Origin of the sequence: Methanobrevibacter oralis (assembly GCF_001639275.1) — an archaeon.
In the GTDB taxonomy this organism is placed as follows: domain Archaea; phylum Methanobacteriota; class Methanobacteria; order Methanobacteriales; family Methanobacteriaceae; genus Methanocatella; species Methanocatella oralis.
Window position 1 is genome coordinate 1 of sequence record NZ_LWMU01000055.1, and the last position, 25,803, is coordinate 25,803.

The following is a 25,803-nucleotide window of genomic DNA, read 5'->3' on the forward strand; positions in this document are numbered from 1 at the left end:
AAGAAAATTCTCAGGAACAAATAAAAGTAAACATACAAGACTACAAAACAAAGAAACAAGACTCAAAACAGCAATATACAACATCGATAGAGTAGTAAAAATTTTAAATTAGGATTTCAACAAAGTCATTTTTACACAACATTTATAAATACTAAAAAACAGAGTTATTTATAATATTCATATTAACCTAAGGTTATTTTTAACTATGGTTTTTGTTTTATTATGCGCAAATCATTCTAATTCAATTTGAATATTATATCCTATTTTCATTATTAATATGGAGGATATTTTTGAGTAGAGGAAAACGACCAAAGTGGATGATAAATATAGCTATTGAAAGAATGAATATTCTTTTTGAACGTGCAGAGTTGGAATTCATCAATCATCCTGAACGTAGTGACAGATATGTTGAATTAGCTAAAAAATTATCTACTAAGTACAATACTAAAATTCCTGAAAAATGGTCTAGAAGATATTGTAAAAATTGTAGTAAATTCCTTTACCCTGGTCATAATTGCACTGTCCGGCTAGTTAACTCAGAGGTTAACATTTTTTGTAGTGAATGTGGCCATGTTATGAAACTTCCTTATCGTAAGGAAAAAAAGCATAAGAGGAGAGCTAAATATGAGTCAATCAAAAAAAGAAATGATGAATAGAGCTCTTTCCGCGATGACAATTAATATTGGTAAATTTGGTGTTAATGATAATGTTTTAGAAGAAATCAAACGCCAACTTAAAGCTAATGAAATTGTCAAAATTAAATTTGCGAAAAACATTGCTAAAAATAAAGATGATTATATAGCGGACATAGTGTCTCAAACTAGAGCTAAGCTCATTGATGTCAGAGGCCGTGTTGCTGTAATTTATAAAAAAAAGCCTTGATTATTACTTAAATTTAGAGTTACAGGCCCTATTTTTTAGGTCTTAAATTTACAGTGGATTAAGAGGACAATTATTGATAAAATATTGGAGAATTAATATGACTACTGTATTTGATGTACCTGCAGATTTATTAATTAAAAAAGTCGCAGAAGAATTTAAAAACAATGATAAAATCAATTCCCCTGCATGGTCCAAATTTGTTAAAACTGGTGTTCATAAAGAAAGAAAACCAGAAAATGCAGGTTGGTGGTATGTAAGATGCGCATCCATTATTAGAAGAGTTTATATGGATGGACCTGTTGGTGTAATGAGCTTAAGAACTTTTTACGGTGGTAAAAAAGACCGTGGAGTTCGCCCTGAAGTATTCAGAAAAGGTAGTGGGGCTATTATTAGAAATGCACTTCACCAATTAGAAGATGCAGGTTTTGTTGAAAAAGTTGAAGGTGGAAGAGTTGTTAGTCCAGCAGGAAGATCATTCTTAGATAAAATTTCTGCTGAAATAATTAAGGACATCCCTGAACTTGCAAAATATTAATTAAATTATTTGGAGAGTTTGATATGAGCGATCTTGAAGAAATTCGTCGTAGGAGAATGGCTGAATTACAAGCCCAACAAGCTGCTGCTCAAAATCAAATGCAACAACAAGTTGCTCAACAAGCGCAACAGCAAGAAGCACAAAGACAGTTTGAAGCAGAAAAAAAGCAGATTTTAGGTCAAATTCTAACTTCTGAAGCTAGAGCTAGATTAGCTAATCTTAAATTGACTAAACCACAATTAGTTGAACAAATTGAAATTCAATTAATACAATCGGCTAATTCTGGAAGTTTAAGAGGTAAAGTTACTGATGAACAGTTAAAAGTACTTCTTTCACAAATTTCTAGTCAAAAAAGGGAGATTAAAATTACAAGGAAATAATATCGATGAAAGCTGGAGTTCTATATAGTGGTGGTAAGGATTCATCATTTATGGCCATCATACTTAAAAAATTAGGTTTTGATGTGGAATTATGCACTGCTAATTTTGGTGTTTATAAATCTTATATTCCAGCAAAATTATCAGCTAAATCTTTAAATTTTACCCATAAAGTTCTTGATTTAGATTTTGAACTTTTAGATAAAACTTGTGATATTATTATGAAAGATGGATTTCCTAATGAAGGCATCAAATTTATCCATAAAAATGTCATAGAAGAAGTTGCAGAAAATTATGATATTATTGCAGATGGGACAAGAAGAGATGATAGAACTCCTAAATTAGATATAAATCAAATTAAAAGTCTTGAAGATAGAAAAGATGTGCAATATATTAATTTGAATAGTTTTGGTTATAAAACACTTAAATTAATTACATCAAATTTATTTGAAATATCTCATGAAAAAAGTAATAAAGATAATAGTTCTGATTATGAGGTTGAAATAAGAACATTAATTGATAAAAAAGGAGGAAATTCATTAGATATATTCCCAGAACATTATCAAACTCGTGTTATCGGATATAAAAAATAATTATTATAATGTACAGGTGAGAAAATGAGTAGAAATAAACCATTAGCTAAAAAATTAAGAATGGCTAAAGCAAACAAACAAAATAGAAGAATTCCAATTTGGGCTTATTCTAAAACAAACCGTAAACTTAGATACAAAGCTAAACCTAGACATTGGAGAAGAAACAGCCTTAAATTATAAGGGGGATTTATCATGGAAAGAGTTTATACAATTCCACTTAGAAATGTTAAAAAAGTTAAAAGGACTATAAGAGCTCCTAGAGCTATTAGGGAAGTACAAAACTTCTTATTTAAACACATGAAAGCTGAAGAAGTTAAAATTGATGAATCTATCAATCATGTAATATGGGCAAGAGGTATTCAAAAAATACCTTCAAAAATCACTGTTAAAGCAGTTAAAGATGATGATGGTGTTGTAAAAGCTACATTAGCAGAATAGCTATAGTACCTTTTTAAAAATGCTATTTGAGTGAATGTGAGATTACAACATGTTAAAAAGAGTCGATATTGTAGGAAATCCAAATTTAGGAGTCTTTATCCTAGCAACGGATAAAGTAGTATTAGTTCCATATAATCTTTCAGATGAAAAAATTGAAATAATTAATGATACTTTAAAAGTTGATGTTGTTAGGGCTTCTGTTTCTGGAAGTAGCCTAATAGGATCTTTGGCTGTTGCTAATTCAAATGGTATTGTTGTTTCCCCACATGTTTTAGATAGAGAAATTAAACAGTTTGAGGATTTAGGATTTGATGTAGCTACTATTCCAGATAAGTATACTGCTATTGGGAATATTGTTGCAACTAATGATAATGGAGCTATTGCAAGTCCATTTTTATCTAATGAATCAATTAAGATCATTAAAAGGACTTTAGATGTAAATGTTGAATCTACATCCATGGTTGGACGTGATATTATTGGTTCTGTGATATCTGTAACTAATAAAGGATTTTTAATAGATAAAAATGCCGTTGAAACTGAATTAGATTTTGCTCAAGAAGTATTTGATGTTGAAGGAGATATTGGTACTGTTGGTAAAGGTATTTCTTTAGTTGGTGCTTGCTCTATTGCTAATTCATATGGAGCAATTGTTGCTAAAGATAGTACCGGTCCTGAAATGGCTAGAGTTGAAGAAGCATTAGGCTTTTTAGACGATTTATACAATCATGAGGAATTAATATGATAACAAAAATTTACAGAGTTAAAGGAACTTTTGTAATGGGCGATGAATATCATAAATTTACTAAAGAATACAAGGCTACTTGTGAAGCTGATATTAAAGAAAAAATTTATGAACGTTTTGGAAGTAAACACGGTATTAATAGAAATCAAATTTCTATTTCAGATATTACCGAAATTACTCCTGAAGAAGTAATTGACCCTATCGTAAAAGAAATTTTATAAATACATTGAAGGTGTGAGTATGGAAGATCAACAAAAGTTGAATAGCCTTGTTAATGAGATAAATGTCTATAAACAACAAAGTGAACTTATTCAACAACAAATTGAGTTAATCCAGACTTCTATTGCTGAGGTTGATGCATTAACCAACACCATAAATGATTTAGATGGTAAAGATTCAGTTGAAGCTTTTGTACCTGTAGGTGCGGGTTCTTTTATTAAAGGAGAACTAAAAGACACTGATGAAATAATTGTAAGTATTGGTGCAGGAATTGCTGTTAAAAAAGATGCAGCTGGTGCTCTTGAAATTATTACTGGGCAAAAAAAAGATTTACAAGATAACTTGGATAAAATGTTAGCTAACTTACAACAGGTTACAAATATTGTTGGAAGTTTAACTGCTCAAGTAGAGCAAATTCAAGCTGCAGCTCAAGGTAATGTTACTGGAATGTAAAATACTTTACAATTTCTTTTTTTATTTTTTTTAAAACAAATTGATGTTTTCCAATATTGATTCGTTTTATTTTTAAACAGATAATTATTCTATTAAATTATGGATTTTGATGAGTAATCATTAATAAGATATCAACATACTATTAGCAATATTTCTGTATTGAGTTTAAGCAATAATTAAAATAATTAGGAGTTTTAAATTTGTTTAATAAAAGAATAACGTTGCTCACTTTTTTATTGGTGGGATTATTTGCTGTTTATAGTGTTAGTGCTAGAAATAGCTAATGAAACAACTAACTTATCTGATTTTGAAAATAATGTTTTATTTGTTGATAAAAATATTGAAAATGTCTCTATTACTAAAGATGATTCTAAACTTGAGGATAATAATAATTTATCTGTAGCATATACTGGATTAGACTGTTAAAACTTGGTATTCGATTTACAAGGAACAATTTAATGAAATGAAGAAGAAGGGATGGAAATTAAAATCAGAAATAACTTATACTAAGAGAAATCCAAGAATAAAAGAAGGTATTGGATTAAGTGCATATACATATTCTATATCTAAATGGGTTAAAACATACAAAAAACAGTATATAAAACTAAAAAATATCCAATATATGCAAAAATTGTTTTAAAATCAAATAAACAACCAAAAATTAAAGTATATGCAAAAAATAAAACATTCCATAATAAATATCTAGTAATAGCATACTTATTACATATTATAATCAAGTAATTGTTTAATTACTTGTTTTCCTATTTTTTTATAGATAATTATTTTGTCCTATAATTCAATCTATTTTTTTTAAATATTATGAAAAATATATTATTAGTATATTAAATTAAAAAGTTATCAACTTATTAGGTTGGGTTATTTTTGTTTGATTCATTGAAAAAAAAATTTTCACGTACTGGTGAAAAGTTAGAAGAAGAACTTAAAGAAGAAGCTAGTGAAGAAAACAACATTCAAGAAGAGTTTGGTAGAAAATCTTCATTTTTTTCATTTGGAAAGAAAAAAGAAGAAAAAATCGAAGAAAATTCTAATTTAATTCCTGAAAGCGAAGAATTGGTTGGGGATGTTGAAGAAGAAATTACTGTTAATGAAGAGAAAAAATCTCGATTTTGGAATAGAAATAAAAATAAATCTGTGGATGAAGAGTCTTCTAGTAGTATATTTTCATTTATAAGCGAAAAAACAATAGCTGAAAAACATGTTGAAGATGTTTTATGGGAGCTTGAAATGGGTCTTCTAGAAGGAGACGTGGCTATGGAAGTAGCTAATGCTGTTGTTGAAAGTGTAAAAGAAAATTTAATTGGTAAAAAAATTAAAAGAAGTAATGATATCATAGAATTCACTTATAATGCATTAAAAGATGCAGTATCTGAAATTATTGATATTCCAGGTAAATCAATGACTGAGATGATTGAAGAGAAAAAAGCTAAAGGTGAACCTTTAATTGTCATGTTTGTTGGTATTAATGGTACTGGAAAAACAACTACTATTGGTAAATTAGCTAATTATTATCAAAAAATGGGTTATACTCCAGTTATAGCTGCTTCTGATACTTTTAGAGCTGGAGCTATTGAACAAGTTACTCATCATGCAGAAAATGTTGGTGTTAAAATCATTAAACATAAAAAAGGTTCAGATCCAGCAGCAGTTGCATTTGATGCTGTTGAACATGCTAAAGCTCAAGGTAAGGAATTAGTTTTAATTGATACAGCTGGAAGAATGCAAACTAATATTAACCTTATGGATGAAATGAAAAAAATTAAAAGAGTTTCAAAACCTGATTTAGTTGTATTTGTTGGGGATGCTTTAACAGGTAATGATGCCACACAACAAGCTGCTAAATTCAATGAAGCTATTGATATTGATGGGGTTATATTAACTAAGGCTGATGCTGATAGTAAAGGTGGTGCTTCACTTTCTATTGGTTATGTAATTAAAAAACCTATATTATTCTTAGGTATGGGCCAAGGTTATGATGATATTATGGAATATGATGCTGAATGGATGTTAAATCAATTATTCAGTGATAATTCAGATGATAAAAGTTAAATTAATTGTTTTACTATTAGATATTTAATGAGGTGATATTATTAATAAAAAATGTTTATTTATTTTAATTTTCACGCTATTTTTAACTATTTCAGTTGCATCTGCTAGTGATAACTTAACTAATATTCAATCAAATAGTTCAAATTTAAATTCAACAGAAATCCCTTCAACCGATGTAAGCGATTCAAATTCACAAAATGATATAAACAGTACTGGGGAAAATATTACTCCATCATTTAATGTTATTAGTGATAATACTATATTAAAAGGAGGTAATTTTTCAATTCAATTATGTGATGGACTTGGAAATCCATTATTTAATAAATCAATTATTTTTTCATTAGATAATAAAAATTACATAAGAACTACTGATGATAATGGGGTTGCTTATTTAAAAATTAATTTATCTAAGGGATTTCACACAATAACTTATAAATTTAATGAATCTGGTTTTGTTCCAATTAAGGAATCTTCAAAAATATTAATTATTTTAAATTGTTATTCTAAATTATTTCCAGTTCATACTACAGTATATACCGGAATTGGAGAGTCATTTAAAGTTGCTTTAATTGCAGGTGGGGTTAAATTAGCTAATAAAAGAATTAAGTTTACAGTTAATAGTAAGACTTATTATGCTAAAACTGATAAAAATGGTGTTGCCCAAATAAAACTTAAATTAAAAGGTAAATATTCAGTTAAATATTATTATGCAGGCGAATCCATTATTAAACCATACATCGGCAAATCTAAGATAAATTTTCAATATCAAATTCCAACTAAATTAAAAAAAGCTAGTTTTGAAACATATAGACATAAAATTAAAACTCCATTTAAAGTTAAACTTTTAGATAAACGAGGAAAAATATTAGTTGCTAAAAAAATTAAATTTAAGGTAGGTAAAAAGACTTATGTGCGAAAAACAGATAAGAATGGAATAGCTACTTTAAATATTAAACTTAAAAAGGGAAGTTATAAAATATCTTATTCTTTTTCAAAGACTTCTACTTATAAAAGTTCTAAAGAATCATATAAATTAAAGGTTAAATCATCTATGGCTAGTAATAATGGAATTTGGTTACTTTCAAGTGATATGGATGATATTAATTTAAATAAATTATCTAAATATCATACTAAGCATATTTTTTTAAATGCTTATGCTTTAGAGAGACATGGTAAAGTTAAGGTAGAATCTTTTATTAAAGATGCTAAAAGACATGGAATTAAAGTTCATATTTGGATGCAAGTATTTTATGAAGGTGGAAAATGGATTTCTCCAGTAAATAAAGATGGATCTTACAACTACAAATTTATGAATCAAAAAATCAAATCAGCTAAACAATATGCAAATTTAAAAGGTGTTGCAGGCGTTCATTTTGATTATTTAAGATTCCCAGGTAATGCATATAAACACACAAATGGTGTAAATGCTATTAATTACTTTACTAAAAAGTGTTCTAATGCGGTTCATAAAATTAATTATAAAATCGTTGTTTCAGCAGCAGTAATGCCTGAACCATCTAGCATGAAAAAGTATTATGGTCAAGATATTCCAAAAATAAGTAAATCATTGGATGTTATTATTCCGATGGTTTATAAAGGAAATTATAATCAGGGAAGTTCGTGGATTAAAAAAATTACATCTTCTTTTATAACGCAATCTAAGCACGCTAAAATTTGGACTGGAATTCAAACTTATCAATCTGATTATAAAACTACAAAACTCTCAACTAAATCTCTTTTAAAAGATGCTAAAGCAGCTGCAAATGGGGGTGCAAGGGGAGTTATCTTGTTTAGATATGGTCTTTATAATAATATAAATTTTAATAAAATTTAACTTACCATTTTCTTTTAGATAGTGCTTTAAGCCTTTTCTTTTCTATATTTTTTTCTTTATCTGATTTGTATTGATTGTTTTGTCTATTAGTAATTATTTCATTGTTTCTCATTATGGTTACTAAATTTATGGTATTTCCATCACAGGATAAAACAACTCTAATTTCTTTATATTCTTTTGAGGGAGGAGCTTTAAATACAACTGCATATTTATTTGATTCTAAATGTTCATGACTTATAGGTTCTTCATACATCAGTGTATCTACAATAAATTCGCGACTAATTCCATTATCTGATAATCTTTGATTAAAATGTTTATTTTCAAAACACCAATTGATACTTCCAGTATCTCCCATAATAAATTTATCAAATACATTCATGTGTAAGCTTCCTTTAAATTAATATAGTATTATTGTATATAGTGTAGTATATATTTTTTTAGAGGATTAATATTATGAATAGACAAGCTCAATGGGAATCATCATTATCATTTATTTTTGCAATGATTGGTGCAGCAGTTGGGTTGGGAAATATTTGGCGTTTTAGTTATGTAGTATATTCTAATGGTGGGGGTTCATTTTTTATCCCATATTTTTGTGCAATACTCATTATGGCCATTCCATTTTTAATATTAGAATATGGTATTGGATTTAAGTTTAAAAAATCTTTTTCGAATATTTTAAAATCAATAAACCCTCGTTTTGAAATTATTGCATGGATTTTGGTTTTGTTGGTCTTTGTTGTCACTATTTATTATATTGTGATTTTAAGTTGGGATTTTATTTATTTCATATCAAGTTTTAATTTTACTTGGGGTGCAAACACTGCAAATTATTTTACAAACTTTGTAGGGGGAAGTTCTAATTTAGCTAATGTTAGTTTTTTATTATTACCTACTTCTATTGCAGTTGGGGTATTGTGGTTTATATTATGGATTATTTCACGCAAACCAGTTGATAGGGGGATTGGTTTAGTTTCAAAAATTTTAATCCCTTCTTTGTTTATTATAATGGCTATTATTGTATTATATTCTTTAACACTACCAGGTGCAAGTATTGGTGTTGATACTCTTTTAAAACCTAATTGGAAAACGCTTTTAGATATAAATATATGGTTAGCTGCATTTGCACAAATTATTTTCTCTTTAAGCATGGGTCAAGCTATTGCACTTACTTATGCTAGTTATCTTCCTGAAAATTCTAAATTAATTGATAATGTTTTTGTAGTTGTCTTTTCAAATTCATTTTTTGAAATATTTACAGCATTTGGGGTTTTTTCAATATTGGGGTTCATGTCATTTACAAATAATGTAGCTATTGAGAAGTTGATAAGTGAAGGAACAGGTTTAATATTTATTGTATTTCCAAGAATTTTTAATGTAATGGGTTCTTTTGGTAGAATATTAGCTCCATTATTATTTTTAGCTATTTTATTTGCAGGTATTACATCTGCATTAGGATTTTTTGAACCTATTTTAAATACAATATCTAATAAATTTAATTGGACACGTAAAAAAACCTCTGGAATTTTATGTATTCTAGGTTGTACATTTTCATTATTATTGACAACAGGGATTAGTAGTTATCTTGTTGGAATTATTGATTCATTTGTAAATCAATTTGGTATTTTACTTTTAATTGGTATTCAAAGCATAGTATTTGGATATTTTTACGGTGTTGAAAAAATTTTACCTATTTTAAATCAGAATTCAACAATTAAAGTGGGGAAAACATGGGTATTTATTATTAAATATTTTTTACCTGTTGTTTTGATTGGAATGTGGGTTATAGGTATTATTAAATTGTTTAGTAACGCTTCATTATTCGAAGTGATTATTGATTTGATTATTGTTTTTTGTGTTTTATTAAGTTCTATTATATTAACAAAAACTAAGATTTCTGACAAAACTAAATTTATTATTATTATTTTTTAATATTAAGCTTTAGAAGCGATTAATTTTTTTTATTTGAATAAATTTTCTAAAAATCTTTATATTGAACTTATTGTAAATATAAGGCTATATTTAGAAGAAGTTTCATTTATGGATCAGTTAAATGTTGTGACAGTTATTATTAGAAAAAATAGTAAAATTTTAGCCACAAAAGAGGTTATTTATACTGTTTTTTAGAGGGAGTTATAGACTAATTATCTGTCTGATAATAATTCTCCACCAACTCCAACATTTTCTTTTGGATATGATTGAATAAGTACTGTTATAGCTTCAGTTGGTAAGTCATAACTTTCAGCAACTATTTTACTAACTTTTTTAACCATTTTTCTTTTTGCTTCTGTTGTAATTCCTTCATTTCCAGCAATTGTTATAACTGGCATTATTATTACCTCTAATTTAAATATATTAATAATGAGGATATATATTACATTAGCTAGTTAAATAGTTATTTATTTATAAATATAGGTTTGATTAAAAATGCTTGGCGAAAAGGAACTAATAAAATTATTCCCTGATTTTGCTGATTTAGTGCAACCTTCAGGTATAGATTTAGCTCTAGATAAAGTTTACACACAGGAAAGTGAAGGTTCACTTATTGATAATGAAAAGAATTTACCTAAAATTAAAGAAATAAAAGGCCCAATTTACACTTTAAAACCACATACTGCTTATTTAGCAAGTATTGATAGGAAAATTAAAATTCCGAAAGGTTATACAATGTTATATCTTCCAAGATCAACGCTACTTCGTTCATTTATATCAGTTCAAACAGCAGTGGGGGATCCGGGGTTTTTTGGAACATTAATGTTTATGGTTTACAATCATGGGGATTTTGAATATAAGATTAAAAAAGGAGACAGAATAGCTCAAGCTGTTGTGTTTTCTGTTGAGGGCTCTGGAGAATATGATGGTTCTTATCAGGAGGAAGAATTATGAATGTTGCTGAGAAATTAGTGGAAATCTTAGAGGAAGAAAAGATTGAACATATTTTTGGAATACCTGGTGAACAAATAATGCCAATGTATAAAGCTTTAAGTGAATCTGAGATTCAACATATTTTAACAAGGCATGAACAAGCTGCAGCTCATGCTGCTGATGCATACTACCGTTCAAGTGGTAAAGTTGGTGTTTGTATTTCAACAGCTGCTCCAGGGGCACTTAATTTTACAATGGCATTAGCCACCGCTTTTAAAGATAGTATTCCAATATTGGTTTTAACAGGAGATAATGATTTAGATAAAAGAAATACTGATTATTTTCAATCAATTCCTCAATTTGAGATGTTTAAGCATATTACTTCAGAGTCATTTTCTCCACTTAATGGAACAGAGGCAGTATTTTGTTTAAGAGTAGCTTTATTCTATCTTAAAAATAATCCAAAAGGTCCGATTCATATTAACTTATCAAAGGATGTTCTTTTATCTGAAGAATTTGAAGATCATGATTTATGTACTTTATGTGAAAATGACTTGTCAAAAATAGTTGATGCTCAAAAACTCATTGATAAAGCTCAAAAACCTTTATTTATTTTAGGTGCTGGTGCAGTATCCCAAAAAATAGCCATTAGAGCTTTTGCTGAGATGTATAAAATTCCTGTAGTTACTACATTTCATGGAAGGGGAATTTTAGATGAAAGTGATGATTTAAACTTAGGAATGATTGGAATTAGATCCACTCCTAGAGCTAAATTTGCTTATGAAAATTCTGATTGTATTATTGCATTAGGTATTAAGGCTAGTGAGAGAACCTTACAAGAAATTCCAGATTATTTAATACATGTAAACATTAATAAGGATGTTTTAGTAGGTAAATATCCAATTCATGGAAAAGTTGAAGATTTCTTACTGGAAATAAATCTTAAAAAAGCTGATTGGTTAGATGAAATCCTGAAAATACCTAATGAAATTGAAATCGAAGGAATTTATGATGATTTAAAACCACAAGCTGCAATTAATTCAATTTTAAATAAATATCCAAATAATATTGTTGTCTCTGATGCTGGTAGTCACACTACTTGGACTACTCTTTTAAAGAAATGCAATGATTCAGGTAAACTAATATTTTCTGGTGGATTCGCTCCTATGGGGTATGCTATTCCAGCAGCTATTGGGGTAGCTATAGCTAATTTGGATGAAAAAATCATTGTGATAAATGGGGATGGGGATTTTCAAATGAATCTTCAAGAATTAGCTACTATTAAAGATAATAATTTAAATATTATTATTTTCATAATCGATAATTCAGAGTTTTCAATTCTTCGCCAATGGCAAGAGTCATTTTATGATATGGATCCTTATCAAGTCGAATTAAATAATCCTGACTTTTTAAAATTAGCTAGTTCTTATGGTATTGATGCTGTGTGTGTTGATAATATTGAAGATTTAGAATTAGTGTTAAATAAGGAGGTTAAAGGACCATTGGTTGTTGATGTAAAGGTATTAAGTGAGGATATACCTCTTCCTTAATTCTATTTTTTTAAATATTTTTCAACATACTCTTTTGCTATTAAATCAAGATTATTTTCTTTTTCAAATGGTGCAAAGAAATAATCTTCATTTTCTTTATAAATAATCCCAATTGCTTTGACTTCGCCATTAAAATGACTATTTTTATAGCTAATTTTTGATGTTTTAAAAACAAAGGTTAGTCCGAAGATTTCTCTAAAAGAAATTCTTTCCTTGGAAGTTATCTCAAATACGTCTTTCAAGATTTTTTTCCCTTTATAATTCATTTTTAACATCTCTTATGAATTTTCTAATTTCTTTTTTAGAAAGTAGTTCCAAAGTCGGTTTAATTAATTTTAAAAGATTTATTTTAATGTTTCCTTTTCCTTTAAAATCAATAATTTCTTCAGTAAAACAAGGTTCTGCACTTAATTTTGCATTTGGAAATGTGTTACTAATTAACAATGAAACAATCCAAATATATCCAATATATTTAACAGTATCTGAATAACTAGTTAAACCTAATATAACATGATTTTCTAAACTTTCAACTTTAACGCATTTTAAAAATTTATTTAAAAATATTTTAAAATCTTTTAAAAAAGGTTTAGATAGCTTATAGATTTTTTTAAAGTCTTTATCTTCACTTTTATCTTCAAGTAGTGTAATTGAGTAAATTTTAATTCTTTTTAAAATAAGTATATTTACAAAACCTTCAAATTTAGGTCCTGTTTTTTTGTAATTAATGGATATTTTAATTCCTATATATAAAAAAATAATAATAAATAGAATGATTATTAAAATAATCATTGCTAGGATGTTTAACATATAAGATAATCCTTATTCTTCATTAACTTTTTCTTCATTAGTGGTGAATTCAGGTTCAATATACTCTTCTTCGTTGTAGTATTCTCCTTGTTGATTACTTAGATAATTTTTAACTAAATCGGTAATTATTAATCCTAAATCTGATAATGCTTTGTTGGTTTCAGTTCCTTTACTTAAATCAAGTACACGAACCCCTTCAGCATCGTTTCCTCTTTTAGGCAACATAACCATAGATATTGGTTCTACTCCAGCACCAGCACCAGCAACATCATTGTTACTTTGTCCTAGAACATTTTCCCCAACACCAAAAGCTACTCCCATTCTCATCACTGGAATAAGTATTTTATCTTCAGTTTCAATTGGAGTACCGATGATATTGTCTACATTAATAAGTTTATGTAATTCTTCAACAGTTGTTTTAATATTATCTGTCATTTTGTCACATCCTATCTACTTATAGATTATATTTATTATTATATTTTAAATATTTTTAGAAAAAAAGTAGTTTTTTATAATTTTTCAAAAAAGAGAAAAAAAGCAGAATCATAAATATGATTCTGTAATTGATGCCACACCAGCACCAGCATCATCAATTATTCCAAATCCTTTTAAAGTCATTCCAATAGCTCCAAAGGTTTGTAATAATTCTTTGTATGAAATATTTCCCATGTGTCCTATTCTGAAAATATTCCCTTTTAAATGATCTTGCCCACCAGCTAATTCTACACCATATTTGCCACGTACAGTACCTCTAAATTCAGAATCACTAATTCCTTCTGGCATTTTAACAGCAGTAACAGTGGCTGAAGAAACAGCTTCATCAGCAAACAGTTCTAAACCTAAAGCTTTAACTGCACTTACACTAGCTTTAGCAGCTTTGTGGTGACGTGCAATTCTTTCATTTAATCCTTCTTCTTTAATTATTTTTAATGCTTCATTCATTGCATAAACTAATGATACGGATGGTGTGTATGGGGTTTCAGGAGGTATTTTATCCCCACTTTTCCTTATAGCTTTCATATCTAAATAATATGTATTATTTTCAACTTTATCAACAGCTTTCCATGCATCATCGCTTAAAGTAATTGCAGCCATACCTGGGGGTGCAGCAATACATTTTTGAGATCCAGTAAGACAAACATCAACTCCAAATTTTTCTACATCTACTTTATCTCCTCCAAGGGAGGATACTGTATCTACAATGTATAATGCATCATAATTTTTCATAATTTTTCCAATTTCTTCAATAGGTGCAGTTACTCCAGTTGAGGTTTCATTGTGAATTACAGAAACAGCTTTAATATCTTCATCAGCATTTAATGCTTCTTCAATTTGTTTAGGTGATACAGCAGTTCCCCATTCAATAGCTAACTCTTTAGTTTCGATTCCATTAGCATTAGCTATTTTCATGAAACGTTCTCCAAATTTTCCACCAACTACATTTAATATTTTTTCTCCAGGAGCTACAGTATTAGCAATTCCAGCTTCCATTGCAGCAGTTCCAGATCCTGTTATTAAATACGATTTATTTGGAGTTTGAAAAACTTCACTCATTAATTGTGTTGTTTCGGTTAAGATTTCACCAAATTTAGCGCTTCTGTGGTTTACAACAGCCTTGGACATAGCATTAAGGACTCGTGGGTGCACTGTTGTTGGTCCAGGAAGCATTAATAAAATATCATCCATTAAATTTCCTCCGTATTATAAAAGATTAGCTTATATTTTCCAATCTAGTATCAATTTTATTTTTTATTATTTTTAAAGATTATGAAAATTACATATTAGGGGTCTGTCAATTTTTCAGGAATTGGTTTTGTTTTTCGATTTCTTCATCTTTTTGGCGTAATATCTGATTGGATATTTTTTTATATTCCTTAGACATTCTATTTCCAAGGTAGTTTTCTATTTGATTTTTAGCAGGATCTAATTTTCCTTTGTGTCTTTTTTTAATGAGTTGCATGTATTTTTTTGCATTCTGGGAAAATTCCGTTTTGTCACGGATAATAAAAACTTTAACAGCCATGAACATAAGTTATCATTCCATTATATATTAAATTCAGGTTTTTTAGAAATCAATATTGGCATGTACATAATAACGATTTTACAGTTATTTAAGGTTAGAATTAAAGGCAATTCACGGTTTAACCAGCATATTAAACTTAAAAAGATTATTAAGATGTTTTAATATATTAATAAAATAACAGTTTTGCAATTATCAACAAAGGATTTCAAAAATATAATTTATCATAAGCGACAAACTAAATATATTCAATGTTAAACTATGAGTGATGAAAATGGACTTTGGTCTTTGGGAAATATTTTATAAAGAAATTTTAGATGACTTCGGATTCAGTCGTGAAGAGGATGAGAATTCTGCAAAAGTTTTAGATGAGATTTTATCACAAGAAGGATGCTTAACTTTAGATGATTTATCTCAGATAGTTGGATTTTCAGATAAATATATTGTATTTGGAGCTGGTCCTTCACTTAAAAGCCATATTAAAAAGCTAAAGGCAGAATATGATTTAAATGATTATGTGTTGGTTGCTGCTGATGGGGCTACAAGTGCAATGATTGAAGAAAGGTTGTCTCCGGATATTGTAGCTACTGATTTAGATGGGAATATTGATGATATTTTATTAGCTAATTTAAAGGGGGCCAATATAGCTATTCATGCACATGGTGATAATTTAGATCAAATTGCACGATTATCTTCATTTTTTAACAATGTGTTAGGAACAACACAGGCTCAACCTCGTGGAAATTTATATAATTTTGGAGGTTTTACAGATGGGGATAGGGCAATGTTTTTATCTGTTGCACTTGGAGCTAGCGAAATCACGCTTGCAGGAATGGATTTTGGTGATGTTGTAACTAAATACTCAAGGCCAAACTTACAATCAAATTTAGCTGAAGCTGATGAGTTTAAGAAGAAAAAACTTAAATATGCGGAGAAATTTATAAATTTGATATGTGAAAATGAGAACGTTAAAATAGTTAATTTAATAGAATAATATATTAACAAGTTTTATGAGTTGAAAAAATGGGAATTGAAGATATTTTAATGTATGATGAAACAATTTTTCAAAATATAAATGCCTTTGATCCAGATTACATGCCTCCAGATTATAATCATAGGGATACTCAAATGGAAGCTATGGCAATGGCAATAAGGCCTGCTATGAAGGGAGGACAACCATCTAATTCAATTGTTTTAGGTTCCCCAGCAACAGGAAAAACAACAGCTATTCATAAAATTTTTGAATTGGTTGAAAAGAAAACAGAAAAGGTTATTTGTGTTTATATTAATTGTCAATTACATACTACTCGTTTCGGAATATTCTCTCAAATATTTAAAAAAATTTTTGGCCATATGCCTCCTGAAACTGGCGTTCCATTTTCAAGAATTTATGATCAAATCATGAAATATCTTCAGAAAAATGAAAAATCATTAGTAATAGCTTTGGATGATGTTAATTATTTATTTCAGAGTAAAAATGCTAATAAAATATTTTATGACATTTTAAGAGCATATGAAGAGTATCCTACTGTTAAAACCTCTATTTTTGCAATTTTATCTGATTTGGAATTTAAATATGCTTTTGATAAAAATGTTAACACTGTTTTTATTCCTCAGGAAATAACATTTCCTCCTTATACTTATTCTGAGGTGGAAGATATTCTAAAAAAAAGGGCAGATGTAGGATTTTTCCCAACTGTATTAAATCAAGATATTTTAGAAAAAATAGCTATGTATACTTATGATAAAGGTGATTTAAGAATTGGTATTAATCTTTTAAAGTCTTGTGGTAATATTGCTGAGGCTGATGCAAGTCGTGAAATTTTAGAAGAACATTTTAATCAAGCTGTTGATTCATTAGTTTCTATTAATATTTCTGAAACCATTAAGTCTCTTAAAGATATTGAAAGATCATTACTTAGAATAGTTGCTAATTTTGATGAAATTTTAACAGCCGGTAAATTATTTGATTTATTAAAAGAAAAAGAGAATATTAGTTATGCTACATTTAATAGAACTTTGGATAAGTTAGAATTTTTAAGATTAATTGATACTAAATTTACAGGAAAAGGGGCTAGAGGAAATTCTAGAGAAATTATTTTACGTTTTAACCCCAAAAATTATAAAATCTAATTTTCCTGTAATATATTATTCTGTCAACATTAGATTGCATGGTTTTGCTTGTAGTCTAATGGCAGCTTAAGGGTTTGGCATTGTTTTTATGAATGTTCAATCTTAATATATGAAATTAGGATTTTGAGCTGCAACAGAAATAACAGATAAAAGTAATACTGTAATTACTACAAGCATTACCATGCAAGCTTGAATATCATAACCACTAAAATTTAATTCATCTTTTATTGTAGTTTTTTTTCTTAAATCTGCTTTTAAACTTGTATCTTTATTAGAAAATATCATCACAATCACATCACTATATTTAAAATTGTTAAAACGGAATATATAATAAAAGAGAAAGAGCATTTGAAAAGTAATAGTGTGGTGGAATTATGAATAAATTTGAGTATTTTGATGTAACTGCGGATATTGGATTTTATGCATATGGAAATAATTTAAATGAAGCATTTGAAAATGCAGGATTAGCTATTTTTAATATTATTTCTGACACATCTAATATTAAGGCGGAAATTGAAAAAACATTTGAAATAACTTCTGAAGATGAAGTTTCACTTTTATATGACTATTTAGAGGAATTACTATTTCTTCATGAAATTGATTTCATGCTTTTCAGCTATTTTAAAGTAGAGATTAAAAAAGATTCAAAGTATTATTTACGTGCAAATATTAAAGGAGAATCTATTGATTGGAATAAACATGAAAGAAAATCTGAAATAAAAGCAATTACTTATCATTTGATGAGTGTTGATGTTTCAGATAAGGTTAAACTTCAAGTTATTGTTGATTTGTAAATTTATATATAAAATAAAAATAATATCTATAAATATGAAGCGTGTTAAAAGAACTTCTAGAACTTTTGAACTAATATTCGGTATTTTTGGTACATTACTCAGTTTGTTTTCTGGTTCATTTATATTATTTATAGAAAATTTCGCACGATTTAATGCTCCTTTTGTAGCAGTTTTAGCTTTTTTAGCTTCAATTATAGGGGTAGTCGCTAGTGTGTATGTTACTGAAAAAACCGAAATTTGTGGGATCATGTTTATTGTTGCAGCAATTTTTCTTGTAGTTGGATCGTCACATTTAGGGGTACTTGGAGCACTATTTTTATTAGTTGCTGGAATATCAGCTTTATTTAGAAAATAATTTTTATTTAATAAACGGATTAAATCGTGATTTTTATGTCAATCAAAAATGAAGTAAAAAAAATTAGGGATAATGTTTATGAAATTTCAGGTTCTTATAATAAGAAAATGAGAGCATCTGGAAGATTATATCTTGATGATGAAAGTTTTGAGGCTTTAGAAGAAGGTGCACTTCAACAGATTGTCAATATAGCTTGTCTTCCTGGTATTTATAAATATTCCGTTGGGCTTCCTGATATTCATTTTGGGTATGGGTTTCCGATTGGAGGAGTAGCTGCTTTTAACAAGAAAAATGGAATTGTTTCTCCTGGAGGGGTTGGATTTGACATTAATTGTGGTGTTAGATTAATTAAAACAAATCTTACCATAGATTCAATTGAAGATTCATTAGATGAACTTGTTGAAAAGCTATTTAAAAATATTCCATCTGGTGTTGGAAGTAAAGGTAAAATAAAGCTTGAAGAAGGAGAAATTGATAAAGTTTTGGATTATGGAGCAAAATGGGCTGTTGATAATGGATATGGCTGGGAAGAAGATTTAGAATTTTTAGAGGAAAATGGTAGAATTAAAGATGCTGATTCATCTAAAGTTTCTGATAAGGCTAAAAAAAGAGGTATTCCTCAGTTAGGTTCTTTAGGTTCTGGAAATCATTTCTTAGAAATTCAGGTTGTTGATGAAATTTATAATGGGGATGTAGCAAAGGTTTATGGTCTTGAAAAAGGAATGATTGTAATCATGATTCATTCGGGTTCAAGAGGTTGTGGACATCAGGTATGTTCTGATTATTTAAGATTGATGGATAAAGCTTATAAAAATTATAAAATTAATCTGGAGGACAGACAATTAGCTTGTGCTCCACTTGATACTCGTGAAGCTCAAGATTATTTAAAAGCCATGTATGCTGCAGCTAATTATGCATGGGCTAATAGACAAATGATGACTCATTGGATTCGTGAAACTTTTGAAGAGGTTTTAGGTAAATCTGCAAAAGACATGGACATGCGAATTGTTTATGATGTTGCTCATAATATTGCAAAGGAAGAAACTCATGAAATTGATGGTCGTGTAAGTGATTTAGTAGTTCATAGAAAAGGAGCAACTCGTGCTTTTGGACCAGGTAGAATCGAAGTTCCTGAAAAATACCGAGAAGTTGGTCAACCAGTATTAATTCCAGGTACAATGGGAACTGCATCATATGTTTTGCATGGTACTGAAGTAGCTATGAGGGAAACTTTTGGTTCAACTGCTCATGGTGCAGGTCGGGTTCTTTCAAGATCTCAAGCTAAAAAAGATTATTCTGCTGAAGATATTGAAAAAGATTTATCTGATAGAGGAATTAAAATCAAAGCTACCAGTAAAAATGTAATAGCCGAAGAAGCGCCAGATGCTTATAAAGATGTGGATAGTGTTGTTAAAATATCTGACAATACTGGAATAGCAAAACTCGTTGCTAAGGTTAAACCATTAGCTGTTACAAAAGGATGATTTAATGATAGGTATTATTGGAGGTAGTGGAGTATACGAAATTACTCAAAAAGCAGATAATTGTGAAAAAAGAGTAGTTAAAACGGATTATGGGAATGTGGAAGTATCAATATTGGATATTTTTTCAAAAAAAGTAGCTTTTCTTCCTCGTCATGCTTCAGGCCATTGTATTCCTCCTCATAAGATTAATTTCAGAGCTAATATAGATGCACTGAAAAATCTTGGAGTTACAAAGATCATTGCTACTAATTCTGTGGGGTCTATGAATTTAGATATGCCCCCTGGTTCTTTTGTTATTCCTGATGATTTTTTAGATTTTTCTCAAAATCGTGTTAAAACATTTTATGAGGATAAAGTTGTCCATGTAGATGTAACTGAACCTTATTGTAGCTATTTAAAATCAATTTTAAATAAATCTGGAAGGGTTATTTTAGGTGGAACTTATGTTTGTACTGAGGGGCCTCGTTTTGAAACACCTGCCGAGATTAAGATGTTTAAAATGATTGGAGGTGATTTAGTGGGCATGACTGGCCTTCCAGAAGTAGTACTTGCTCGTGAAAGGGAAATGTGTTATAATTCAATATGCATTGTTTCTAATTATGCTTCTGGAATATCTGAGAATAATTTAACAATTGATGAAGTTTTTGAAATAGTTAAAAAAAGAGAAAGTGATCTACTTGAGTTAATATATAATTTTATTAAAAATGTTGATGATTCATTAGATTGTATTTGTAGCCATGCATTAGATGGTGCTGAAGTATAAGTTGGTAAATATGGCAAAGGTTATTCTATTAAATGGGAGTCCAAGACTAAACTCAAATACTCAAGATATTTTAGAAGTATGTGCTGAAGAAATTGAAAAAAATTCTGTTGAAACTGAAATTATCAGCTTACGAGGTAAAAATATTCTTTCATGTATTGCATGTAATAAATGTGTAGATGAGGGGAATTGTGTTTTAAGTGATGGATTAGATGAAATAATTGAAAAAATAAAAAATGCAGATGGATTCATACCTGCTGCACCAGTTTATTTTGGAACTGCACGTGGGGATATTATGTCTGCTCTTCAAAGAATAGGTAAAGTTTCAAGAGGCACTACTAAATTTTTAGAATGGATGGTTGGAGGTCCGATAGCTGTAGCAAGGCGAGGTGGACAAACATTAACTCTCCAAGAAATGACAATGTTTTTTCCAATTAATAATATGATTGTTGCTGGAAGCACTTATTGGAACATGGTTTTTGCAGGTCATGAAAACAATGCCTTAGATGATATTGAAGGCATTGAAACAATACGTTTATTTGGGGCTAATGTTGCTCGTATAATTAAAAAGGTGAGGGATTAATATGAGAATAGCAATTGTATCTTCTGATGGTGAAAATGTAGATTTACATCTTGGAAAAGGAAGTTCTGTTTATATATATGATTATGAAAAAGAATTGAAATTTGTAGAATCTAGAAAAATAGCTATTAGTAAAGATTCAAAACATCAAGGAAGTAAAGTTCTAAAGGTGTGCGAAGATTGTCAAGTTGTGATTTCTATTCAATATGGATTTAAATCTAAAGTTAAAGCCGATGAAATGGGTATTAAACTGGTAACAGATGAAGGGCCTATTGATGAAGTTTTAAAAAGGTATATTGATCATTATAACTTTATGAAAAAATAAAAAAATTGTGCTTAATTGCAGGTAGCGCATTTATAGTACATTTTTTTAATTTCTTTAATTTCACTTAAATCTGTTGTTTCAACAAAAGTTTTACTAGCTTTTTTATTATTTTTAGATAATTCAACATGGGTATTTATAAAACCATTTTTTTCAACTAATTTGATTAAACGTTGTCCATAGGTTAGGGAGGGATTTTTTATTCGATTATACATTAAGTCAAGTGTTTTTTCTTTTTTAATACCCAATTCTTCACACATTATATACATTTCATTAATTAATTCTAATGCCCAATCTTTAAGAATTATCTCAGATCCATCTTTAATTAATCTCATAGAGCTATCATATGCTTTTTCAGCAGTATTTTCTTCGTTAAGTATAGCTTCTTCTTGCCAATTTTCGTATTCACTTTCATCTTTAATTAACATATAAATTAAAAATATGTGTAAAAATTTCATATCGTGTTTTATTAATCCGCATTTATAAAATGGATTTATATCAAGGGTTCTTATTTCTACATATTGAATTCCGTCATTTATTAAAGAGGTGATCATATTTTGAGGATCTTTTGGTTTTAATCTAATTTGTGCGTATAATTCTTTGGCTTGAATTAATACTCCTTTTTTTAAATAACTTTTTAAATCATCTGTAAAACTTAAAACATTTTTATAGCTAGGATAAAGTTTTATTAAATTTTTATATCCTATTGAGGAGTTTCTAAGAGAAGGGCCTTTTGTGGTGTAATGTCCGCCGTATCCATCTTCACAATCTGTTAATTTGATACAATCTTTTGTAAATGTTTCATGACAACCAACAGAACATCCAGTCAAATAAATTATAATCCAACAATATCTTAGATAATTCCGAGATAATTTTAAGTATATTTCATCTTTAAATTCTTTATAAGTCATATTTTTTCCAAAAAGTTCGTATAACTTTTCAATACTAGATTCTTTAAATGAAAAATTAAAATGTACTCCTGAAATCATTTGTTTTTTGAAACCGTATTTTTTAGCTAATTCTTTTCGATATATTTCAGAGTTTATTCCTTCAATACTATACTTAGCTATTGGAATTTTATCAGCTTTTGGAAGTATACAGGGTATTGATTGAAACCAAATATATTCGTCTTTTTTAAGATTAATATTTATCAGATCTGAAATTATTGAAAACATATCAAATGCTTCATCAACACTATCATAAGCTTCTGTTATTATCTCAAGTTGACTTTCTGAAAAATCTGTTGTAACGATTGGATTTTTTAATTTATCTCCAAACCTTTTTGGATGTGGAGTCAATGATAAATGGCCATTACTTGTTGTTCTTAAACCTTCCCATTCAATTCCAAAGCTACTAGCCATTATTTCTTCCGTTGTTAATGATTTAAGATTATTCAAATTTAAATTCATTTTTTCCCTTATTATTAATTGATTTAATTATTTTGTCCATGAATTCCTTTTCATGTTTTTTACTTTTATATAAAAGTTTACCATCTTTTACAGAATAATAGGTTAATTCTAATTCTTTCCAATCTTTTCCTGTTGTTAGGGACTTGTAGTTATTAGAATTCCTTTATCATTTATTAAATAATAAAGGAATTTTTTTTTGATTAGTATGGACACATATAAACTTCTTCATCGTAATCATTATGTTTAACTTATTATTCTTTGATGATTCTTTGAGTATATCAGTTAATAAGTTTATATGTTCTTTACATGTTATCCTTTTTCATTTTCAAATTCATTTACTTTATCAATTATGTAATGTATTATTTTTTCGGAATCTGTATTTTTATTTATTATGTTTTCATAATTTTTAAGTAATGAACTTTCAAATATGATTCCACTATGAATAAGAACCCATGTTCTATTATTTATTATCTAGTTTTGTGAAAGGATGACAATTTGGTAAAATTACTTGACCTATGGGTGCTAATTTTATATGAGCAAAAATATTTGTCCAACATATGATTGGGTTAATATATTATTTAAATATTCACTGCAATTAGCTTTGATAGGTTCTTTATCAATAGTCAATGTTTTTTTCTATGATTATAAAAACACCGAATAATTGTTTATTTTTTGTGGTTTATCAGAGTTAAAACAAAATATTTCGCACATGGTTTTTTTGATAATATTTATATAAGATGAATAAAATATGTAGTAGTAACCTTTATGGGCGGGTTTTAATAATATAAAACTTAATTAACAAATTATTCTTTAAATAAAGTGAATTAAATTCACAATAGTTTAATAAAAGATTATATAAGTATAATCTATTATAATTTTATTTTATAGTCTATTTTAGGTAATTTTTTATAAATACAGTATTTTAAGACATTTTTATAAAAATTTAATAGTGGTAGCTATATTTGATAATATATTCATAAAAAAATTTTTTAAAAACGGTTGATAGAATGGCAAAAGCAAAAGCAAGGCGTAGAGTACGTGATACATGGAAAGAAAAATCTTGGTATACAATTAAAACACCAGTGAATTTTGAAGATAAAGAAATTGGAGAAACTCCAGCAAGAGATTCTGAACTTCTCATTGGAAGGGGAGTAGAGGTTACTATGAGGGAATTAAGTGGTGATTTCTCAAAACAATACATAAAACTTAGGTTTGAAATTGATAATGTAGCAGGTAATGTTGCTAATACTAAATTTACTGGTCATAAAACTACTACTGATTATGTAAGAAGTATGATTAGAAGGGGAACTTCTAGAATTGATGCATCTGCAATAGTTAAAACTAAAGATGATAAAAAAATTAAACTTCATGTGCTTGCAGTAACTGTAAGAAGAGCTAAATCTTCTCAACAAAAATACATGAGACAAGTTATTGAAGATTTAATTAAGGAAAATGCTGCTGAAAAAACTTTCGATGAATTGATTAAAACAGTTGTTAATGGTAAACTAGGTTCTGAAATTTACCATAATGCTAAAAAAATCTATCCTCTCAAAAGAGTGGAGATTATTAAAAGTAAAGTAATCAATTAATTACTTTAACTTCTCTTTTTTTATTTTATATATTATTTTTACATAATCCATTTTTTTAATAGTATACTCTCTTTTAAATTAAGTTTTATATACTTATTGTTTTATATAATATATCTAACAGGAATTTTCTTTAAGTGATAACAATGGAACAATTAATGATAAATTGGGGTTATGTGATTGTATTATTTATTTTAGGTTTTATCACATACAAAAGAAAAGCACTTGATTTTCTAGGCTCTTTGGTCATGATTATCATGGGAATAGTGATTATCTTTTCAGCAGGGATTAATTGGTTATTGCTTATATTGATTTTTTTACTTTTATCTTTACTTGCTACTAGATACTCTAAAACTTATAAACGTTCTTTAGGAGAATTTGAAGGTAGAAGAACTTCTAAGAATGTTATATCAAATGGTATTGTTGCATGCATGATGGCAGCATTTGGAGGATATTATTTGCCATTTGTTGGAGGTTTCATTGGAGCAATAGCTACTGCAACTGCAGATACTCTCGCTTCAGAAATTGGGGTATTACATCAACCTCGTTTAATTACTACATTTCAAAAAGTAGATCCAGGAACAAACGGAGCCGTGTCTTTTTTAGGAACTTCTGTTGGAATTTTTGGTGCAGTTATAATAGGAGTTTGTGCTTTTATATTAGGCATTCTTGAAAATCCTTTTTCTGCTATTTTAGTGTCTGCAGTTTCTGGAACTATTGGTTGTTTTATGGATAGTTTCTTAGGAGCTATTTTTGAGAGAAGAAACATGTTAAATAATGAGCATGTTAATTTATTAGCTACAATTACGGGAGCTATTATTGGAATTTTACTTATTTAAATTTCATTTACTTAAAATTTCTTTTTTATATCGGGACTGTCAATTTGTTAGCTCTTTGACATATTTTTTAGTTTTTTTTATTTTTCTTTGATTCTTTTTGTGTTTTCTGTTGTGTTTGTGAAAAGATTTAAATATTAGTTGTTGTTTTTCTTGTTGTGA

Annotated in this window: 35 protein-coding genes; 26 read left to right on the forward strand and 9 right to left on the reverse strand. The window is 28.3% G+C overall.

Annotation, left to right across the window (positions count from 1 at the left end):
• Window positions 1–290 precede the first annotated feature (290 nt).
• The 13 genes from MBORA_RS03920 to MBORA_RS03975 all read left to right on the forward strand — a co-directional run bounded on the left by MBORA_RS03920 (window position 291) and on the right by MBORA_RS03975 (window position 8,140).
• A complete protein-coding gene (locus MBORA_RS03920) occupies window positions 291–656 on the forward strand; it encodes a ribonuclease P protein component 4 (RefSeq protein ID WP_063720257.1) in 366 nt (121 codons plus the stop codon).
• A complete protein-coding gene (locus tag MBORA_RS03925) occupies window positions 625–882 on the forward strand; it encodes a YhbY family RNA-binding protein (protein ID WP_063720258.1) in 258 nt (85 codons plus the stop codon). Before MBORA_RS03920 ends, MBORA_RS03925 begins: the two co-directional genes overlap by 32 nt.
• 97 nt (window positions 883–979) lie before the next feature.
• The gene (locus tag MBORA_RS03930) at window positions 980–1,417 is read left to right on the forward strand and encodes a 30S ribosomal protein S19e (protein ID WP_042693607.1); all 438 of its coding nucleotides are present in this window, start codon (window positions 980–982) and stop codon (window positions 1,415–1,417) included.
• A 23-nt stretch (window positions 1,418–1,440) separates the two neighbouring features.
• Entirely contained in the window at window positions 1,441–1,797 is a 357-nt protein-coding gene (locus MBORA_RS03935; protein ID WP_042693605.1) for a DNA-binding protein, read from the forward strand.
• Window positions 1,798–1,802: 5 nt separating this feature from the next.
• Window positions 1,803–2,387: a DUF7411 family protein gene (locus MBORA_RS03940; RefSeq protein WP_042693603.1), complete on the forward strand. Its 585-nt coding sequence runs from the start codon at window positions 1,803–1,805 to the stop codon at window positions 2,385–2,387.
• A gap of 24 nt (window positions 2,388–2,411) precedes the next feature.
• Window positions 2,412–2,567: a 50S ribosomal protein L39e gene (locus MBORA_RS03945; protein ID WP_042693601.1), complete on the forward strand. Its 156-nt coding sequence runs from the start codon at window positions 2,412–2,414 to the stop codon at window positions 2,565–2,567.
• Between the two features lie 12 nt (window positions 2,568–2,579).
• Window positions 2,580–2,825 (forward strand): 50S ribosomal protein L31e, encoded by a 246-nt coding sequence (locus tag MBORA_RS03950; protein WP_042693598.1) that lies wholly within the window; start codon window positions 2,580–2,582, stop codon window positions 2,823–2,825.
• A gap of 49 nt (window positions 2,826–2,874) precedes the next feature.
• Complete coding sequence (locus tag MBORA_RS03955; protein ID WP_042693596.1) at window positions 2,875–3,567, forward strand: translation initiation factor IF-6; 693 nt, start codon at window positions 2,875–2,877, stop codon at window positions 3,565–3,567.
• Window positions 3,564–3,788 (forward strand): 50S ribosomal protein L18Ae, encoded by a 225-nt coding sequence (gene rpl18a, locus MBORA_RS03960; protein WP_042693594.1) that lies wholly within the window; start codon window positions 3,564–3,566, stop codon window positions 3,786–3,788. Before MBORA_RS03955 ends, rpl18a begins: the two co-directional genes overlap by 4 nt.
• 19 nt (window positions 3,789–3,807) lie before the next feature.
• Window positions 3,808–4,239 carry a prefoldin subunit alpha gene (gene pfdA, locus MBORA_RS03965; RefSeq protein ID WP_063720259.1) on the forward strand — a complete coding sequence of 144 codons (432 nt, stop codon included), beginning with the start codon at window positions 3,808–3,810 and terminating at the stop codon, window positions 4,237–4,239.
• 249 nt (window positions 4,240–4,488) lie between these two features.
• On the forward strand, window positions 4,489–4,665 hold the full coding sequence (locus MBORA_RS10530) for a hypothetical protein (RefSeq protein WP_155930817.1): 177 nt from the start codon (window positions 4,489–4,491) through the stop codon (window positions 4,663–4,665).
• 456 nt (window positions 4,666–5,121) lie between these two features.
• Window positions 5,122–6,306, forward strand: a complete 1,185-nt coding sequence (ftsY, locus tag MBORA_RS03970; RefSeq protein WP_063720260.1) for a signal recognition particle-docking protein FtsY — start codon at window positions 5,122–5,124, stop codon at window positions 6,304–6,306.
• Window positions 6,307–7,216: 910 nt separating this feature from the next.
• Window positions 7,217–8,140 (forward strand): putative glycoside hydrolase, encoded by a 924-nt coding sequence (locus MBORA_RS03975; RefSeq protein WP_052331821.1) that lies wholly within the window; start codon window positions 7,217–7,219, stop codon window positions 8,138–8,140.
• 1 nt (window position 8,141) lies between these two features.
• Here MBORA_RS03975 and MBORA_RS03980 read toward each other — a convergent pair whose 3' ends face one another.
• The gene (locus MBORA_RS03980; RefSeq protein ID WP_042693593.1) at window positions 8,142–8,519 is read right to left on the reverse strand and encodes a DUF4258 domain-containing protein; all 378 of its coding nucleotides are present in this window, start codon (window positions 8,517–8,519) and stop codon (window positions 8,142–8,144) included.
• Window positions 8,520–8,593: 74 nt separating this feature from the next.
• Here MBORA_RS03980 and MBORA_RS03985 point away from each other — a divergent pair, with 74 nt between their 5' ends.
• On the forward strand, window positions 8,594–10,072 hold the full coding sequence (locus MBORA_RS03985; protein ID WP_042693591.1) for a sodium-dependent transporter: 1,479 nt from the start codon (window positions 8,594–8,596) through the stop codon (window positions 10,070–10,072).
• A 212-nt stretch (window positions 10,073–10,284) separates the two neighbouring features.
• Here the strand turns inward: MBORA_RS03985 and dmpI are convergent, their stop codons facing one another.
• Window positions 10,285–10,470, reverse strand: coding sequence for a 4-oxalocrotonate tautomerase DmpI (gene dmpI / locus MBORA_RS03990; RefSeq protein ID WP_042693589.1), 186 nt, complete (start codon window positions 10,468–10,470; stop codon window positions 10,285–10,287).
• Between the two features lie 97 nt (window positions 10,471–10,567).
• On the opposite strand from dmpI, the gene MBORA_RS03995 reads away from it, so the two are divergent.
• Both MBORA_RS03995 and MBORA_RS04000 read left to right on the forward strand, forming a co-directional pair.
• Entirely contained in the window at window positions 10,568–11,026 is a 459-nt protein-coding gene (locus tag MBORA_RS03995) for a dCTP deaminase (protein ID WP_042693587.1), read from the forward strand.
• A complete protein-coding gene (locus tag MBORA_RS04000; protein WP_042693586.1) occupies window positions 11,023–12,555 on the forward strand; it encodes a thiamine pyrophosphate-binding protein in 1,533 nt (510 codons plus the stop codon). The genes MBORA_RS03995 and MBORA_RS04000 overlap by 4 nt, the downstream gene beginning before the upstream one ends.
• A gap of 2 nt (window positions 12,556–12,557) precedes the next feature.
• On the opposite strand, the gene MBORA_RS04005 is transcribed toward MBORA_RS04000, so the two are convergent.
• From MBORA_RS04005 to MBORA_RS04025, 5 genes are all read right to left on the reverse strand, one after another.
• Window positions 12,558–12,821 carry a hypothetical protein gene (locus tag MBORA_RS04005; protein WP_042693584.1) on the reverse strand — a complete coding sequence of 88 codons (264 nt, stop codon included), beginning with the start codon at window positions 12,819–12,821 and terminating at the stop codon, window positions 12,558–12,560.
• Window positions 12,811–13,362 (reverse strand): hypothetical protein, encoded by a 552-nt coding sequence (locus MBORA_RS04010; protein ID WP_052331820.1) that lies wholly within the window; start codon window positions 13,360–13,362, stop codon window positions 12,811–12,813. The genes MBORA_RS04005 and MBORA_RS04010 overlap by 11 nt, the downstream gene beginning before the upstream one ends.
• Before the next feature lie 12 nt (window positions 13,363–13,374).
• Window positions 13,375–13,797: a GerW family sporulation protein gene (locus tag MBORA_RS04015; protein WP_042693582.1), complete on the reverse strand. Its 423-nt coding sequence runs from the start codon at window positions 13,795–13,797 to the stop codon at window positions 13,375–13,377.
• Between the two features lie 108 nt (window positions 13,798–13,905).
• The gene (locus MBORA_RS04020; protein ID WP_042693580.1) at window positions 13,906–15,048 is read right to left on the reverse strand and encodes a pyridoxal-phosphate-dependent aminotransferase family protein; all 1,143 of its coding nucleotides are present in this window, start codon (window positions 15,046–15,048) and stop codon (window positions 13,906–13,908) included.
• Between the two features lie 106 nt (window positions 15,049–15,154).
• A complete protein-coding gene (locus MBORA_RS04025) occupies window positions 15,155–15,385 on the reverse strand; it encodes a hypothetical protein (protein WP_147659502.1) in 231 nt (76 codons plus the stop codon).
• Window positions 15,386–15,656: 271 nt separating this feature from the next.
• Between MBORA_RS04025 and MBORA_RS04030 the strand changes: the two genes are divergently transcribed.
• Window positions 15,657–16,376 (forward strand): 6-hydroxymethylpterin diphosphokinase MptE-like protein, encoded by a 720-nt coding sequence (locus MBORA_RS04030; RefSeq protein ID WP_063720261.1) that lies wholly within the window; start codon window positions 15,657–15,659, stop codon window positions 16,374–16,376.
• A 29-nt stretch (window positions 16,377–16,405) separates the two neighbouring features.
• A complete protein-coding gene (locus MBORA_RS04035) occupies window positions 16,406–17,515 on the forward strand; it encodes an ORC1-type DNA replication protein (RefSeq protein ID WP_042693575.1) in 1,110 nt (369 codons plus the stop codon).
• 102 nt (window positions 17,516–17,617) lie between these two features.
• Here the strand turns inward: MBORA_RS04035 and MBORA_RS04040 are convergent, their stop codons facing one another.
• The gene (locus MBORA_RS04040) at window positions 17,618–17,800 is read right to left on the reverse strand and encodes a hypothetical protein (protein WP_063720262.1); all 183 of its coding nucleotides are present in this window, start codon (window positions 17,798–17,800) and stop codon (window positions 17,618–17,620) included.
• A gap of 89 nt (window positions 17,801–17,889) precedes the next feature.
• On the opposite strand from MBORA_RS04040, the gene MBORA_RS04045 reads away from it, so the two are divergent.
• From MBORA_RS04045 to MBORA_RS04070, 6 genes are read left to right on the forward strand one after another with little or no spacing between them, the layout of a single operon-like run.
• Window positions 17,890–18,309 (forward strand): archease, encoded by a 420-nt coding sequence (locus MBORA_RS04045; RefSeq protein WP_042693573.1) that lies wholly within the window; start codon window positions 17,890–17,892, stop codon window positions 18,307–18,309.
• A gap of 34 nt (window positions 18,310–18,343) precedes the next feature.
• Complete coding sequence (locus MBORA_RS04050) at window positions 18,344–18,664, forward strand: hypothetical protein (protein ID WP_042693815.1); 321 nt, start codon at window positions 18,344–18,346, stop codon at window positions 18,662–18,664.
• A gap of 35 nt (window positions 18,665–18,699) precedes the next feature.
• Entirely contained in the window at window positions 18,700–20,148 is a 1,449-nt protein-coding gene (locus MBORA_RS04055; protein ID WP_063720263.1) for an RtcB family protein, read from the forward strand.
• 4 nt (window positions 20,149–20,152) lie between these two features.
• Window positions 20,153–20,911 (forward strand): S-methyl-5'-thioadenosine phosphorylase, encoded by a 759-nt coding sequence (mtnP, locus tag MBORA_RS04060; protein ID WP_042693571.1) that lies wholly within the window; start codon window positions 20,153–20,155, stop codon window positions 20,909–20,911.
• 10 nt (window positions 20,912–20,921) lie between these two features.
• Complete coding sequence (locus tag MBORA_RS04065; RefSeq protein ID WP_063720264.1) at window positions 20,922–21,491, forward strand: flavodoxin family protein; 570 nt, start codon at window positions 20,922–20,924, stop codon at window positions 21,489–21,491.
• Between the two features lies 1 nt (window position 21,492).
• On the forward strand, window positions 21,493–21,813 hold the full coding sequence (locus MBORA_RS04070) for a NifB/NifX family molybdenum-iron cluster-binding protein (RefSeq protein ID WP_063720265.1): 321 nt from the start codon (window positions 21,493–21,495) through the stop codon (window positions 21,811–21,813).
• Window positions 21,814–21,824: 11 nt separating this feature from the next.
• Here MBORA_RS04070 and MBORA_RS04075 read toward each other — a convergent pair whose 3' ends face one another.
• The gene (locus MBORA_RS04075) at window positions 21,825–23,219 is read right to left on the reverse strand and encodes a glutamate--cysteine ligase (protein ID WP_063720266.1); all 1,395 of its coding nucleotides are present in this window, start codon (window positions 23,217–23,219) and stop codon (window positions 21,825–21,827) included.
• A 1,007-nt stretch (window positions 23,220–24,226) separates the two neighbouring features.
• Between MBORA_RS04075 and MBORA_RS04080 the strand changes: the two genes are divergently transcribed.
• Both MBORA_RS04080 and MBORA_RS04085 read left to right on the forward strand, forming a co-directional pair.
• Window positions 24,227–24,808, forward strand: a complete 582-nt coding sequence (locus tag MBORA_RS04080; protein WP_042693567.1) for a 30S ribosomal protein S3ae — start codon at window positions 24,227–24,229, stop codon at window positions 24,806–24,808.
• A 143-nt stretch (window positions 24,809–24,951) separates the two neighbouring features.
• Entirely contained in the window at window positions 24,952–25,644 is a 693-nt protein-coding gene (locus MBORA_RS04085) for a TIGR00297 family protein (RefSeq protein ID WP_394296260.1), read from the forward strand.
• The last annotated feature ends 159 nt before the right edge of the window (window positions 25,645–25,803 follow it).

Coding starts and splice junctions, on each gene's coding strand:
- MBORA_RS04035 (WP_042693575.1), top strand. CDS start 16,406: ATGGGAATTGAAGATATTTTAATGTATGATGAAACAATTTTTCAAAAT.
- MBORA_RS04080 (WP_042693567.1), top strand. CDS start 24,227: ATGGCAAAAGCAAAAGCAAGGCGTAGAGTACGTGATACATGGAAAGAA.
- MBORA_RS04030 (WP_063720261.1), top strand. CDS start 15,657: ATGGACTTTGGTCTTTGGGAAATATTTTATAAAGAAATTTTAGATGAC.
- mtnP (WP_042693571.1), top strand. CDS start 20,153: ATGATAGGTATTATTGGAGGTAGTGGAGTATACGAAATTACTCAAAAA.
- MBORA_RS03925 (WP_063720258.1), top strand. CDS start 625: ATGAGTCAATCAAAAAAAGAAATGATGAATAGAGCTCTTTCCGCGATG.
- MBORA_RS04050 (WP_042693815.1), top strand. CDS start 18,344: ATGAAGCGTGTTAAAAGAACTTCTAGAACTTTTGAACTAATATTCGGT.
- MBORA_RS04000 (WP_042693586.1), top strand. CDS start 11,023: ATGAATGTTGCTGAGAAATTAGTGGAAATCTTAGAGGAAGAAAAGATT.
- MBORA_RS04020 (WP_042693580.1), bottom strand. CDS start 15,048: ATGGATGATATTTTATTAATGCTTCCTGGACCAACAACAGTGCACCCA.
- MBORA_RS03955 (WP_042693596.1), top strand. CDS start 2,875: ATGTTAAAAAGAGTCGATATTGTAGGAAATCCAAATTTAGGAGTCTTT.
- MBORA_RS04010 (WP_052331820.1), bottom strand. CDS start 13,362: ATGTTAAACATCCTAGCAATGATTATTTTAATAATCATTCTATTTATT.
- MBORA_RS04040 (WP_063720262.1), bottom strand. CDS start 17,800: ATGATATTTTCTAATAAAGATACAAGTTTAAAAGCAGATTTAAGAAAA.
- MBORA_RS03950 (WP_042693598.1), top strand. CDS start 2,580: ATGGAAAGAGTTTATACAATTCCACTTAGAAATGTTAAAAAAGTTAAA.
- rpl18a (WP_042693594.1), top strand. CDS start 3,564: ATGATAACAAAAATTTACAGAGTTAAAGGAACTTTTGTAATGGGCGAT.
- MBORA_RS04075 (WP_063720266.1), bottom strand. CDS start 23,219: ATGAATTTAAATTTGAATAATCTTAAATCATTAACAACGGAAGAAATA.
- MBORA_RS03945 (WP_042693601.1), top strand. CDS start 2,412: ATGAGTAGAAATAAACCATTAGCTAAAAAATTAAGAATGGCTAAAGCA.
- pfdA (WP_063720259.1), top strand. CDS start 3,808: ATGGAAGATCAACAAAAGTTGAATAGCCTTGTTAATGAGATAAATGTC.
- MBORA_RS04045 (WP_042693573.1), top strand. CDS start 17,890: ATGAATAAATTTGAGTATTTTGATGTAACTGCGGATATTGGATTTTAT.
- MBORA_RS04055 (WP_063720263.1), top strand. CDS start 18,700: ATGTCAATCAAAAATGAAGTAAAAAAAATTAGGGATAATGTTTATGAA.
- MBORA_RS04015 (WP_042693582.1), bottom strand. CDS start 13,797: ATGACAGATAATATTAAAACAACTGTTGAAGAATTACATAAACTTATT.
- MBORA_RS04085 (WP_394296260.1), top strand. CDS start 24,952: ATGGAACAATTAATGATAAATTGGGGTTATGTGATTGTATTATTTATT.
- MBORA_RS03930 (WP_042693607.1), top strand. CDS start 980: ATGACTACTGTATTTGATGTACCTGCAGATTTATTAATTAAAAAAGTC.
- MBORA_RS03980 (WP_042693593.1), bottom strand. CDS start 8,519: ATGAATGTATTTGATAAATTTATTATGGGAGATACTGGAAGTATCAAT.
- MBORA_RS03985 (WP_042693591.1), top strand. CDS start 8,594: ATGAATAGACAAGCTCAATGGGAATCATCATTATCATTTATTTTTGCA.
- MBORA_RS04070 (WP_063720265.1), top strand. CDS start 21,493: ATGAGAATAGCAATTGTATCTTCTGATGGTGAAAATGTAGATTTACAT.
- MBORA_RS03995 (WP_042693587.1), top strand. CDS start 10,568: ATGCTTGGCGAAAAGGAACTAATAAAATTATTCCCTGATTTTGCTGAT.
- MBORA_RS04005 (WP_042693584.1), bottom strand. CDS start 12,821: ATGAATTATAAAGGGAAAAAAATCTTGAAAGACGTATTTGAGATAACT.
- MBORA_RS04025 (WP_147659502.1), bottom strand. CDS start 15,385: ATGGCTGTTAAAGTTTTTATTATCCGTGACAAAACGGAATTTTCCCAG.
- MBORA_RS03940 (WP_042693603.1), top strand. CDS start 1,803: ATGAAAGCTGGAGTTCTATATAGTGGTGGTAAGGATTCATCATTTATG.
- dmpI (WP_042693589.1), bottom strand. CDS start 10,470: ATGCCAGTTATAACAATTGCTGGAAATGAAGGAATTACAACAGAAGCA.
- MBORA_RS04065 (WP_063720264.1), top strand. CDS start 20,922: ATGGCAAAGGTTATTCTATTAAATGGGAGTCCAAGACTAAACTCAAAT.
- MBORA_RS03935 (WP_042693605.1), top strand. CDS start 1,441: ATGAGCGATCTTGAAGAAATTCGTCGTAGGAGAATGGCTGAATTACAA.